14 protein-coding genes are annotated in these 13747 nt (G+C 31.4%); 3 read left to right on the top strand and 11 right to left on the bottom strand.

The window, feature by feature from the left end; translation table 11 throughout:
* Positions 1–56: 56 nt before the first annotated feature.
* Positions 57–1238, top strand: a complete 1182-nt coding sequence (locus tag ACUSRV_RS03435) for an aminotransferase-like domain-containing protein (RefSeq protein ID WP_490140524.1) — start codon at positions 57–59, stop codon at positions 1236–1238.
* A 68-nt stretch (positions 1239–1306) separates the two neighbouring features.
* Here the strand turns inward: ACUSRV_RS03435 and ACUSRV_RS03430 are convergent, their stop codons facing one another.
* The 6 genes from ACUSRV_RS03430 to ACUSRV_RS03405 all read right to left on the bottom strand — a co-directional run bounded on the left by ACUSRV_RS03430 (position 1307) and on the right by ACUSRV_RS03405 (position 7005).
* A complete protein-coding gene (locus tag ACUSRV_RS03430) occupies positions 1307–1795 on the bottom strand; it encodes a M48 family metallopeptidase (RefSeq protein ID WP_490140523.1) in 489 nt (162 codons plus the stop codon).
* A gap of 29 nt (positions 1796–1824) precedes the next feature.
* Positions 1825–3144: a DEAD/DEAH box helicase gene (locus tag ACUSRV_RS03425; protein ID WP_490140522.1), complete on the bottom strand. Its 1320-nt coding sequence runs from the start codon at positions 3142–3144 to the stop codon at positions 1825–1827.
* Positions 3145–3318: 174 nt separating this feature from the next.
* Positions 3319–4995 carry a DUF2207 family protein gene (locus ACUSRV_RS03420; protein ID WP_490140521.1) on the bottom strand — a complete coding sequence of 559 codons (1677 nt, stop codon included), beginning with the start codon at positions 4993–4995 and terminating at the stop codon, positions 3319–3321.
* Positions 4996–5154: 159 nt separating this feature from the next.
* Positions 5155–5415 carry a thioredoxin family protein gene (locus tag ACUSRV_RS03415; RefSeq protein ID WP_490140520.1) on the bottom strand — a complete coding sequence of 87 codons (261 nt, stop codon included), beginning with the start codon at positions 5413–5415 and terminating at the stop codon, positions 5155–5157.
* A 47-nt stretch (positions 5416–5462) separates the two neighbouring features.
* Entirely contained in the window at positions 5463–6290 is an 828-nt protein-coding gene (locus ACUSRV_RS03410; RefSeq protein WP_490140519.1) for a carbon-nitrogen hydrolase family protein, read from the bottom strand.
* Between the two features lie 163 nt (positions 6291–6453).
* Entirely contained in the window at positions 6454–7005 is a 552-nt protein-coding gene (locus ACUSRV_RS03405; protein WP_490140518.1) for a histidine phosphatase family protein, read from the bottom strand.
* A 164-nt stretch (positions 7006–7169) separates the two neighbouring features.
* Between ACUSRV_RS03405 and ACUSRV_RS03400 the strand changes: the two genes are divergently transcribed.
* Entirely contained in the window at positions 7170–8741 is a 1572-nt protein-coding gene (locus ACUSRV_RS03400; protein WP_490140517.1) for a hypothetical protein, read from the top strand.
* 23 nt (positions 8742–8764) lie between these two features.
* On the opposite strand, the gene ACUSRV_RS03395 is transcribed toward ACUSRV_RS03400, so the two are convergent.
* Positions 8765–9208, bottom strand: coding sequence for a staygreen family protein (locus tag ACUSRV_RS03395; protein WP_490140516.1), 444 nt, complete (start codon positions 9206–9208; stop codon positions 8765–8767).
* 223 nt (positions 9209–9431) lie between these two features.
* Here ACUSRV_RS03395 and ACUSRV_RS03390 point away from each other — a divergent pair, with 223 nt between their 5' ends.
* Positions 9432–9980 carry a cupin domain-containing protein gene (locus ACUSRV_RS03390; RefSeq protein ID WP_490140515.1) on the top strand — a complete coding sequence of 183 codons (549 nt, stop codon included), beginning with the start codon at positions 9432–9434 and terminating at the stop codon, positions 9978–9980.
* A 105-nt stretch (positions 9981–10085) separates the two neighbouring features.
* Here ACUSRV_RS03390 and bioA read toward each other — a convergent pair whose 3' ends face one another.
* From bioA to ACUSRV_RS03370, 4 genes are read right to left on the bottom strand one after another with little or no spacing between them, the layout of a single operon-like run.
* Positions 10086–11441 carry an adenosylmethionine--8-amino-7-oxononanoate transaminase gene (gene bioA / locus ACUSRV_RS03385; protein WP_490140514.1) on the bottom strand — a complete coding sequence of 452 codons (1356 nt, stop codon included), beginning with the start codon at positions 11439–11441 and terminating at the stop codon, positions 10086–10088.
* 18 nt (positions 11442–11459) lie between these two features.
* Positions 11460–12185 carry a dethiobiotin synthase gene (gene bioD, locus ACUSRV_RS03380; RefSeq protein ID WP_490140513.1) on the bottom strand — a complete coding sequence of 242 codons (726 nt, stop codon included), beginning with the start codon at positions 12183–12185 and terminating at the stop codon, positions 11460–11462.
* The gene (gene bioB, locus ACUSRV_RS03375) at positions 12178–13161 is read right to left on the bottom strand and encodes a biotin synthase BioB (RefSeq protein WP_490140512.1); all 984 of its coding nucleotides are present in this window, start codon (positions 13159–13161) and stop codon (positions 12178–12180) included. Before bioB ends, bioD begins: the two co-directional genes overlap by 8 nt.
* Before the next feature lie 19 nt (positions 13162–13180).
* Complete coding sequence (locus ACUSRV_RS03370) at positions 13181–13735, bottom strand: biotin transporter BioY (RefSeq protein ID WP_490140511.1); 555 nt, start codon at positions 13733–13735, stop codon at positions 13181–13183.
* Positions 13736–13747: the final 12 nt, after the last annotated feature.

Genomic DNA, 13747 nt, shown 5'->3' with positions numbered 1-13747 from the left:
ACTTGTTTTAAAAGTTCATAACTTGTTATATAGATGATTTTGAAAGGGGCATAACTATGTATAATTTTGCAAAATGTATGGATAACGTATCAGCTGGTGCAGTTAAAGAAATCCTAAAATTGATGGGAGATCCTGAAATTATATCCTTTGGAGGAGGAAGTCCTGCAAAAGAATCTTTTCCAATTGACATAATTAGAGGTATCGTAGACAAAGCCTTGAAAGACAACGGAAATCAGGTACTCCAATATGGTGTAACAGAAGGTTGGAAACCATTAAGAGAAGCTTATTTGGAACATATTGCCTACCCAAAAGGCGTAAAAGCTTCATTAGAGAATGTAATTACTACTACTGGTGCCACTCAGGGTATTCAATTATCTGCAGATGTATTTTTAGATCCTGGCGATGTTGTATTAGTAGAAGCTCCTACTTTTTTAGGTACTTTGATGGTATTTAATAAGTATTTTGTAAAATGCGTAGCTGTTGAAACAGATGAGCATGGAATGATTATGGAGGATTTGGAATCAAAGATGAAAAAATATAATCCTAAAATGCTTTATTCTATTCCAACATTTCAAAATCCAACTGGCAAGACATTGCCGCTACAACGACGTAAAAAAATAGCAGAACTTGCTTCTACATATAATGTTATTGTAATGGAAGATGACCCTTATTGTGATTTGAGATATAGGGGTGAAGCTTTGCCACCTATTAAATCTTTTGATCAAACTGGACATGTGATTTTTTTAAATAGTTTTTCTAAGATTATCTCTCCTGGTCTTCGCGTTGGTACAGTTATTGCAGAACCAGAAATTATTGAAAAAATCACTGTTGCAAAACAATGTTCAGATACCCATACAACAAATTTAACACAGGCGATTTGTGCTGAATTTTTAAATCGTGGTCTACTTCCAGGACATCTCAATGCTATTACACCGATGTACGCTAAGCGATTAGATACAATGCTAGAGGGTATTAAAAAATATTTCCCAACTGGCACTAAATATACTCAACCTGAAGGAGGTCTCTTCATATGGGCAGAACTTCCTGGTGAGCCTGATCTTCAAGCACTGTTACAAAAAGCAACGCAAGAATATAAAGTTGCCTTTGTTCCAGGAAAGCCATTTTTTATCAATCCAGAAGATGGTAAAAATTCACTGCGTTTAAACTTCTCTTCCAATACTCCTGAAAATATAGAAGAGGGTATGAAGCGTTTAGGTGAAGTATTTTCATATATCTAAAACTCAAAAATCCACGATACTAGGTATCGTGGCTTTTAAAATTCTAATGATTTATTTATAGATAGTTTCTAAACATCTCTAGTTTTTTCCGTACCTAAAATAGCCATAGCTTCTTTGTAGTTTGGATATACTTTTCCTACTAAACGCCAAAATGAGCGGTCATGATTCATGTGCATCAAATGACAAAGCTCATGTACAACTACATAGTCAATGGCATCTAATGGAAATAAGATTAATTGCCAATGGAAAGTTAGGTCTCTCTTTGAACTACAACTTCCCCATTTGTTTTTATGGCTTTCTATTGAGAAAGATTTGTATTTTACTTTAAAGTTTGGCTGGTATAATTTCAATCTTTCTTCAATTAATTTTCTACTTGCTTTTTTATAAAAAGATTGTAGAGCACCTACAATATCAGTGTCATCCTCTTGTGGGCTGGTACATACAAATGATTTACCATCCCATTCTATAATAATCTTTTTTATCGATGGATCTACTTTTGTATATAAAGGATAAGTTTTCCCTAGATAGTAACATTTGAATTTGGGCTGTTGTTCCATATGGGTAACTCCTTGCATTTACTTAATTATTAGTTTGGTCTTTCACTATTACTTTCCTTTTTCTTCTTTTTAGAATAATAGCGAGTTCTATCACTTTTTCCTGTATTATTCTTTGACGAATCTTTTACCTTGCCTCTTCTATTATTAGGCGCAGCAGTTCTTGGAGTCGAAGGTCTTTTAGTACGTACTTCTTTTAATTCAAGAGGCATCTCTACTAATGGGAACGGGTTCTCTTCAACTACAGGTACTGATTTTGATATTAGTTTTTCAATTTCATGTAATAAAGGCTTTTGTTCTTGATCGCAAAAAGAAATAGCAACCCCTCCATGTCCTGCTCTTCCAGTACGGCCTATTCTGTGAACATAGGTTTCTGGAACTTCTGGTAAATCAAAATTAATTACATGGGATAATTCATCTATATCTATTCCACGAGCTGCAATATCTGTTGCAACCAATATTCTTATTTTTCCTTCTTTAAAATTATTTAAAGCTAACTGTCTTGCATTTTGAGATTTATTTCCATGAATGGCTTGGGCTTTAAGTCCAGCAACATCTAAAGCTCTAACTATTTTATCAGCTCCATGTTTTGTTCTAGAAAATACTAAGACAGAATTTATAGGTTTGTTGTTTAATAAATTAATTAATAATGATGTCTTATTACTTTTGTTTACGTAATAAACTGATTGTTTTATTATATCAACTGTAGAAGATACAGGTGTTATTTCTACCTTTACTGGGTTTGTCAGTAGCTCATTTGCAAGTTTTTCAATTTCAGTAGGCATAGTAGCAGAGAAAAACATAGTTTGTCTCACAGTTGGAATATATTTCATTATTCTTCTTACATCTGGAAGCATTCCCATATCAAGCATGTGATCTGCTTCATCAAGTACAAAGTATTTTATGTTAATTAGTGAAACAAACTTTTGATTAATTAAGTCAAGTAATCTACCTGGAGTTGCAACTAGAATATCAACTCCTCTATCTAGAGATTTCGTCTGAGGATGCTGAGATACACCACCAAATATCACTAGTGTTCTAAGGCCTAAATGTTTCCCATAAGCTTCAAAACTATCTCCTATTTGAATTGCAAGTTCTCTTGTTGGAGCTAATATTAACGCTTTTATTTGTCTCTTTCCTCTAAAGTTTTTTGGCCCAGATGAAAGACCTTGTAAAATTGGTATGGCAAATGCTGCTGTCTTTCCAGTACCTGTTTGAGCGCACCCTAATAAATCCATTCCTTCAAGTAATGATGGAATAGCTTTTTCCTGTATTGGTGTAGCTTTAGTATATCCTTCAGTTTTTAAAGCCTTTTGTATAGGCTGAATTATATTTAAATTTTCAAATAACAATAGTATTTCTCCTTTTGATTTTAATTTTGATTGTAATTAATAAATTATGCTGTATATGAAAGCATACCTTATAGTATAACTCTTATATTTTACATTGTCCAGTTATACTATTTCCCATAATCTTATCTAACTTCTAGAAGCTAAAAAACCGAGGATTATTTTCCCCGGTTTTTACTAAAATCCACCTGCTCCACCGCCGCCAGCGCCTCCGCCACCGCCACCAGAGAAGCCTCCTCCAGAATATGAACTTGTTGTGCCTCCAAATGAACTATTCATACTCTTATTAAAGGCATTGTTTTCATTATTCATAAATAAGATATACCATATTAACCAACCATTATGAGAATATAACTCATTAGAATAATTAGATTTATTATAATTAAATCCAGTTAATTTTTTTCCTACGTCTAAACTCAATGTATAAATTAAGGATACATCTGAAGAATACTTCATAAAATCCTCTATAGATAAATCTTCATTATATTTCTTCATGTACTTCTTAAAACTAATCCAATTCTTATATTGTTGATATCCATAATCTGAAAGCCTATATAACAACATTATTCCGTATATAAGAAATATTACAGAAATGGCTAAGCTAGCCAATCCAAACAAGCTTCCATAAACTAAACTAAATACCCCTAATGTGAAGAATACAACGCATGATATTAATAAAAATACTCCATACTTTCTTTTGCTTTTGTCGTAATACCCTTTAAGTGCAATATCTTCTTTTATTTTATTTTTCCATTCAGTAAATAAGCTTACAAATCTAGAAGCAGAATTTTTACTAAAGCTTTCTATTTCCTTAGTACTTACAGAATCTCCATTTCCCATTTTATTAAACAACCAGTTCATAAAGTGTTTTTCATGGTTTAATAATGAATAATCTTCTTTTTTAATTTTAGTTATAACATATTGGTCTTGTTTACCTTCTATCTCATTTATTCTTAAGTATCCCTTCCTAAAAAGATCTAGGATAGTTGCAAATATAGTATTAGTACTTATAATTGTACCTGTTATATAAGAAGCTATAGCAGGTGTACAATCCTCAGGTATACTAGTATATTCCTCACTTTGATATTTATCTTTTCTTCTAAATGAAGTAAGGAAAATAAGAAATGCCACAAAGCCAAATCCAGATGTCCAAATAGATAGATTTTCTAGAACACTTTTTATTTTTGCCTTTTTTATTTTATCTTCTATTAATTTATTTTGAAAAGCCTCTTCTTCCTCTATTATATTAGAATAATTATCTATATTTTGAACATTATTTGATAGAGGAATAAACTCCCTTGGAAAAAGCATTCTTCCTTCAATAAAAGTGCCTGAAGGTGCATTATCCACATATAAGGAATATGTAGTATTATTTTCTTTGTTAATTTGCCCATTTAATGGCCCATGAGCAAAAACCTTTACTTTATTATTTGTATCAGATTGAGGAAGTTTAATACTAACAATAAAACTTCCTATTGGCGTTTCATTTTCATCTCCTAAAAATTTATAATATAATTCTCCTGTGTCGTTATATTTTATTGCTACATTTTTTACTAAATAACTTATTCTAAATTTCTTTTGTTGGTTTTCTGAAGGAGAAAATATTTGAATAATGATTTTATCATTTTCTTCTTTTGTTAAAAATACATCTGAATCTCCTTTTTGGGCATCCTCAACCTGAGAATATTCCCTTGTGGAAGTTCCTATTAGTTCTTGTACCTTAATATCTGACACTCCTGAAGTTTTATTAAGTACAATTTCTCTAAATACACCATTAAATTCATCATTAAACTTAAATGTAATATCTTCTACAATGTTTAGATCTCCATTTTCAATAAGATTTGCATTTATCATCCATTGCGGAATTTCTAAGTCTTCTTCTGCATTTACCTGCTATGGGAAACATGTAATTATAATAAATGCAAATATAAAAATCATAATACTTCTAAAAATTTTCATCATTTTATCACCTTCAATATAGCTATTAAACTTTATACAAATTCATTTAGAGACTTATTTACTGGCTTCTTCAAAAACTTTAAGTACAATATCTTTAGTAGTACCACCTTCAAAAACCTTACGATCTCCTACATAGTAAGTTGGAACATAATAGTAATCGTACTTCTTAGCAATTTCAGGATTCTTTTCTTCATCAATGATTTCTACCTTAATGTCTTTATATTTCGGATTCTCTTTCTTTACTTCATTAATCCATTTAATCGCTTTTTTACAATGAGGGCACCAATCTGTTACAAGCACAGTAATATCTTTCATAAGTCTACCACCTACCCATTATGATTTTTTTCAATTGGACTTTATTATTATAATTCTGTCAGTTTATACATGTCTTTTCTTCTATGTAAAAGTAATGGTAATTCTTCGCGAACTTTATCTACTTGGCTTAAATCCAACTCATTTATTATATACCCTTCTTTTTCTTCCATTTGTTCTATGATATTGCCCCATGGTGATACTACTATAGAATGCCCATATGATATATATCCAGAATCTTCATTTCTTGCTGGAGCCGTACCCATAACAAAAACTTGATTATCCAATGCTCTGTTACGGAACAATATCTCCCAATGAGCAGGTCCAGTAGTCATATTAAAGGCTCCAGGGACTAAAATTACCTTAGCTCCCCTGTCAACCATTAGTCTCATTAACTCAGGAAATCTAAAATCATAACATATACAAATTCCCATAGTTCCGAATTCTGTTTCAAATACAGTAGCTTTGTCTCCAGCTGTTAATGTATCTGACTCTTTAAATGTTTGGCCACCTTTAATACTTATATCAAAGAGATGTGCTTTTCTGTGTTTGCCAATTTGATTTCCTTGTCTGTCAAAAATATATGCAGTGTTATACACATGTCCTGATGAGTCTTTCTCCGGCATAGAACCAGCAGCAAGATAAATATTGTATTTTTTAGCAAGTGACGCGCATTTTTGCCAACTTGAGCCACCTTCTTCCTCTGCATAGATTGGAAAGTTACTAGTTTCATAAGGACAATTAAACATTTCAGGTAATAATACTAAATCCACATTTTCTTTTGAAACAATTTCAAGGTACTTTTCTACAGTTTTAAAATTTTCATCTTTATTTTCATTAACATTCATTTGAATATTTGCAACTTTAATTAATGACATGGCTATCTCCTTTATATTTTAATATTTTATGTATTGTTATTATCTTAATATAAATTTATATAAAAAATACATATATTTTTATACATTATATCCCAGTTTTTTCACTTCATCAATGCAAATTCCATAAAAAAGCTCCCTAAAATTAAGGAAGCTCTCTTCGTATTTAGTTATTCATGCTATAATTCCCTAAATCTTCTAATGATAATCTACCAACAACTTCATAACCATTTCCAGGTCCTAGAGGCTTAACAATTACTGTTCCCATATTTGGGATTTCACCCAAACCAATATCTTCTTTAAAAGTATGAGCAATAATAACCTTATTAATTCCCTCAGGAGGTTTTATTTCAAACATTGACTTAATATAGTCTAGTATTCTTTGTTTCTCTTCACTTGATAAATTTTCATTCAATTTATGAATTTCAAACAAATATAGGTTAATTTGAATATTTCCCATTCCAAAGGCCAATTGTGCAGTTTCTATAGTTCTACAATAAGGGCTTGCTAGAATTGGATAACTAATAGGAATTTGTAAATTTCGAAGAGTCTGCCCATAATAAATAGATTGTAGTCTACCTAATTCAGAAAGATTTCTTTGGGTAGAACAGTACCAAAAATTTAAATTAGGCTGGTCTTCTCCTACTATTGCTTCTCCATGTCTAACATATAGTATATATCCGCCCTGTCTAAGTAAGTCAAGTAATGATCTATTCAATTTGTATTCTCCTTTCGCATAAATTTCTTTGTTACTAATACAATATGTTATTCATTTGATTTGTTAACCTATAGTTTATGAAACACTGTATTTCTTTAAGTCAAGCACATCACCTAAATATTAATCATATTTTAATATATACTTCTATGAAAGGAATGATTAATATGTACTTTTATAACCAATATCCTTATTACAATCCACCAATGTATACACCACAGCACTTTCCAGTTAATAATGACAAAACTGGAAATATAAATGATTTTATCTCTACACTAAATAGAAGAGGCTTTATTGTTCAAGAAGGAGAATTAAGATATTTTGACATTCTAAAGCTGTGCAGTATTGGTGTATTTGAGGATTGTGTTGGAAATCACGCAGGTGCTCCATATGCAATGTGTATGCTTCCACCAGCTCCAAACCAGGATCCAGCAAAAGGAGAGAAGCCTCCAATAGGATACAATCCTAATAACCCAAATAATTATCCAGCCAATATAACTTATGGAATTCCAGGGCTTACCTATAAACTACGCCCTGATGAGGCTATTGTATTAATTGGGAAGACACCTCCACCAACATGTTATTTTGGTTTTAGAAGTTATATTGGATTTACCCAAAATCAACTAGAAAAAGAATACACTAAAGATACTACAGTAGCTAGCAAAGCTATTATGATAGGAGATGAATATACTGGTGAATATCATAGGCTTTTTAACAGCCTAGGAGACCAATTGAATAATTTTAATATATGGACTTCTAATACTCCAAAAGGAATATATGGAAATTCTTTTTTAAGCAATACCATTATTATTAGTACTGCAGACAGAGGAATAAATAAACAAATGCGTGACGCCCTTAATGTATCTGGTTTTAGTCCAGATATTATGAATGATGACAACATTCCTATGGGACTTGTTAATATGGGTCTTGAAAAAGGTAGGGATACCTTTATGTTTGTTATGAGGGCTATAGTTTGGCAAGATCAAAATATGGGCTCCCAATATCTTGATGATCTTAGAAAATATTTCAAGGTTCTTCGCATTACCCCAAGACGCCCTGTTAATAATTTAAATCCTTGGCCAGTACCAGCTCTTAAGCCTAGGGAAACAGGCATTACTGAATTTAAAATTCTTCCAAATGCAAGAAATGAGCTTGCTTATCTAAGAAATGAGATAATTAATAAATATGGAAATGAAGAATACGATCATGTAGAGCTTAATTTAGATCTTAATAAAAATATGTGGGTACCTGATGGTTACGAGTCAACAGTATTAGATTTTGATACTGTAGGAGATAATAGAGATGCAAATTATGTTAAAACAGAAAATTTCCAATTAAATTCTGATGATGATTTTGTTATATTATATGGAGTTAACCACGTACAAACGGGAAAAGTAGTATTTAATAACGCTAGTTTCTACGGATATGAGCTTTTTAATGGAGTTGCCGTAGCACAAATTTCCTTACAGTTCCAAAATTCTGCAGCTGAATATTTCCCTGAGGGTTATCAAAACCAAAAATACTATTATGTATGTAAGTTTACAAGAAAGGCTGATGATGATGGAATTGTAGTACCTTATAGTACTGGAAATCCATCTGGAAAAGCATACGGTGTTGATAACAATAAGGACGCTTTTGTAGCTTTTAGGATTTATGTTGATAAAAAAACTCTAGTTGGCCCTGCATTATTTGATATTATCTGGGATCGTGCAATCTTATTTTCAAAAAAACAGCGCTAAAATCTAGTGCTGTTTTTTTGACTCTATTTATAGTCCATAGGGGTTCCCCAGTATTCAAATCGGTTGTAGTTAGGATCTTCTGAACTAAATTGTATCAATATAGGTGCATTATCCAATTCTGGATGTGCAATAAAAAATTCACCATCTCCATAGATTATAGCTTCCAATGCTAAAGGTAATTCACGAACAAAAATAGCATTACGTATAGCATTCATAATTGGACCAAAATTACCTACATAAACGTATACATAAAGAGTTAGATATCCGTTATATATTCTCCATTCTGCTAATACCTCATCTCTCATCCAAGTGATTTTATCATATGCATACTCTGGACCTATAGTTAGAAATAGTTCAGCAGTTATGTCAGAATGAGTTAATGTGTAACGTCGTGGTATAATTGGCTCAGTGGTGGTTACACCAGATCTGAATTCCACATTAAGTTTTTCGGGATTTAATTTTTCCATATATTACACCCCCTTTTGTACTACTATATATTATGCATGTCCCCCATGAGTTGCTACCCTAATCAAATCTTATGCATTATAAAATAAGCAAAAAAAATTCCCCTAAATAAGTTTGTGGGAATATAAAATAGAATGTACATTTACTGTATAATAAAAACACATTTTTAAACCTTATATCATATTATAATTTTAAAAGACCATGAAAGGAATGAATAATAATAATATGAATAATTATTATAAACAATCAGTAGGTGCTTGCTACTCTAACACACCAATGTTTAATCCATACAATATGTATCAGTTTTATCAAATGTTTCCAAATCCTTATTGGTTTAATTCACCAATGTATCCAAACCAGTTTCCTCAATTTAAAGATTATGGACCAGATCCATTTGTAGTTAATATTGAAGATGCTACTATTCAAAACAATACATTCCGTACAGCTTTATGGACAGGAGAAAATTTGCAAGTTACATTAATGAGCATAGCTGTTGGAGATGACATAGGTTTAGAAGTTCATCAAGATGGCGATCAATTTATACGTGTTGAAAAAGGCCATGGTCTCGTTCAAATGGGTGACAGAAGAGATAGATTGGATTATCAAAGAAATATTTCTGATAACTCTGCAATAATGATTCCTGCTGGTAAGTGGCACAATATAATAAATACAGGTAATACACCACTTAAATTATACGCTATTTATGCACCGCCTGAGCACCCACGTGGTACAGTTCACAACACTAAAGCAGATGCACAAGCTGCTGAAGACTAGCAAGAAAAGGAGGGAAAATTATCCCTCCTTATTTCACAATATTAAAATTACGTAGCTATCTATAAACTAAATACAGCATGTTTTGTGATGCCACTATATCTTAACTTATAGGTTACTCCCTATAAAATATTCTTCAATACTATTAAAGCATGTATCTACCATAAACTTTATCTCTTCTTCACCGATAATGTATGGCGGAATAAAATATAGCACATTCCCCATTGGCCTTAATAATAGTCCCTTAGAAAGAGCAATTTTGTAAATCTCATACCCTACTCTCATTTGCCATGGATGACATTCTTTTGTAATATTATCTTTTACTATTTCAATAGCCGTTATCATACCTATGCTTCTCACTTCACCTACATGTTTTGAATATCTTGATTTTTCTAGTGTGAGTTCTCTTATTAATTTACCTTTTTCTTTGCTAATTTTTATAATATTATCTTCTTCAAATATCTTGAGATTTTCTAAAGCAATGGCACAACCAAGAGCATTACCTGAATAAGTATGACTATGTAGAAATGATTTTCGCTCATTGTAATCACCATAAAAGCAATCATATACTTCCTCTGTTGTCATAACAACAGACATTGGCATATATCCAGCAGAAATTCCTTTTGAAAGGCACATAAAATCCGGGCTTATTTTAGCATGATTACAAGCAAACATTTCCCCCGTCCTACCAAATCCCATTGCAATTTCATCTGCAATAAGATGTATATCATATTCATCACAAAGGTCTCTAAGCTTCTTTAAATAAATACTTGAATAGATCTTCATACCTGCAGCTCCTTGAACCATAGGTTCAACTATAACAGCACTTATCTCTTCATGATTTTTCATTATGCATTTTTCCATTTCTTCAAAGCACTCAGCATTACAGTTATCTCTATTACATCCATATTCACATCTATAGCAATCAGGTCCAGCTACTCTTATGGTGTCCAAAAGAAGAGGCTTGTATATCATGTTATATTCATCGATATCACAAACAGATAAGGCACCCATTGTTTCTCCATGATATGCACCACTTAAAGCAACAAATCTCTTCTTTTTAATTTTTCCCTTCTGCATATTATAATGGAAACTCATCTTCAAAGCTATTTCTACTGCAGATGAACCATTGTCAGAAAAAAATACTTTTGTAAGTTTATCAGGTGTTATATTTACAAGCTTCTCAGCTAATTCAATAGCAGGTTTGTTAGAAAAATTAGCAAATATAACATGTTCAATATTATCTATCTGTTTTTTTATAGCTTCATTTATTCTCTTATTACTATGGCCTAGTGTATTTGTCCACCAAGATGATATACAGTCTAAATATTTATTTCCTTCAATATCGTATAGCCAAACTCCTTCTCCCTTTTCTATTACTATTGGTTTAAGCTCCTCATAGTCTTTCATTTGACTACAAGGATGCCATATATATTTCAAATCTTTTTTAACATAATCATTCATATTCATATACCATCCTTATTATAATTCTTCCATAAATTCTAATACCTTCAGAACATTAAAAGCTTCTTCTGCATTTATTCTTATAGCTTCTATTTTGTTATTTTCTAGATTTTCAATAGTTTTAAATTTTCCTATAACAGGTATGTTAGTAAGTTTCTCTATCATATTTATATTATCATCATAAATCATTTCTTCTTTATAGTTGTTTATTATGATACCTTTAATTTTAATTCCTAAGCTTTTTATGTATTTTACTGTCAATACTGAATGATTTATTGTTCCAACTCCAGCTCTTGCAACGATAATAACACTCATATTTAATTCATTAATGAGATCCTCTAGCTTATACAACCCTCTGCCATCATCGATTAATGGACATACTATCCCTCCACTACCTTCAGCAATTATATAATCATATTTATTTTTTAAATAAGCATATTTTTCTTGTACAATTTCTAAATTCATAGGATTGTTTTCTAATCTTGCGGCAAGGTGGGGACTTACAGCCGCCTTATAAATATAAGGTGTTGTGTTTTCATAAGATTCTTCTAATTTACTTACTTTACTTACAAGCTCCGTATCACCTGGGATAAGTTTACTACCTCTTTTTAATGCACCGCTTAATGCAGCTTTAAAATATGTAGCATTGTAATCATTACTTCTTAAAATATGCATAAGGCCAGCAGTTACAATTGTTTTGCCTACATCAGTATCTGTTCCAACTACAAATATGCCTCTAGCCATTTTTCCTAACCTCCAGCTTTAATTCCTTTATCATTTTCATATCATCACATATCTTATTTCCTGATGTTGTTAGATAATTTCCTGTGATTGTAGCATTTGCTCCTGAATTAAAGCAATCCTTCCCAAATTCATTAATAAGGTTTCTTCCTGCCGCTAATCGTATAAAGGCTTTTGGGTTTATTAATCTAAAAATTGCAATGGTCTTTAATATTTCTTCCTGACTTAAACTTTTTGCATTTTCTAAAGGTGTTCCTTTAATAGGATTTAATATATTTATCGGAATAGATTTAACTCCTAACTCCTTTAATTCAAAAGCTAAATTAATTCTATCTTCAAAACTTTCTCCAAGTCCAATTATTCCACCTGAGCAGATATCCAAACCAGCCTTCTTAGCTGCATTTATAGTATCTATTCTTTCATCATAACTGTGGGTTGTACAAATATTTTTATAATAACCTCTGCTAGTTTCTAAATTATGATGATACATAGTTATTCGCTTATCTTTCAACTTAACAAATTGCCCATAATCTATTATTCCTAATGAAGCACATAAATCCATTTTTAATTCCTTATTAAGTACTTCATATATATCTAGAACCTTTTCAAAATCAATACCATCAAGTCCTCTACCACTTGTAACTAAAGAAAATCTATTTACTCCTTCACTTTCATTTTCGTTTGCCAATTTTATGACAGATTCCTTTGAAACCAACCCATATACATCAATATCTGTTTTATAGTGAGCAGATTGAGTGCAAAATTTGCAATCCTCAGAACAACGTCCTGACTTTGCATTCATAATGGTACAAAAGTCTATTTCTTTACCTAGAAAAATTTCTCGTACTTTATTTGCACTACTGCATAATTGTTCTAAATCTTCTTTTTCATCAATAGTCGATAACCTCATAGCTTCTTCAAAAGTAATGTCTTTTTCTTCTAAAACCTTTTTCTTTATTTCTTTAATAAATTCTATCATTTTCTATTCCCCCACCTTTTTATTGTATGTATCCACTTTTCTTTAATAGTTGCAATACTTTCACTGAAATGTAAGCTGCAAATACTGTTAATACCAAATCTCCAGCTATACAGACTACAAAACCATAAAAAAACGCAAAATGAAAAGTAGTATTTATTCCTAAGTACAAATTATAACTAATATACAAGTATACAACTCCAAATAAGTATATGAAAAATAACCCTGCAAGCAATATGCCTATAGCCTTTATAACATTCAGCTCTTTTATATTCTCTTTTATTTTACCTATTACATAAGCTGCTACAATAAATCCTATAAGATATCCAAATGTAGGTTTAAATATGTAGCTTATACCTCCACCTTCAGTAAATACTGGTAAACCAGCAAGTCCAATTGCTACATAAACTATTTGTGATAAAGCCCCTAATTTTGATCCTAAAATCATTCCAGCCAAAGCACAAAATAAATATTGAAGTGTAAACGGTACATATGGTACTGGTATTTTTATAAATGCTCCAATTGCGGTTAGTGCTGCAAACATAGCAACTAAGATTAAATCCCGTATATTTTTCATAAAATCTCCTCC

It is taken from the genome of Sporacetigenium sp. TC11, from assembly GCF_058146105.1.
This window is presented reverse-complemented; position numbering and strand designations above follow the sequence as displayed.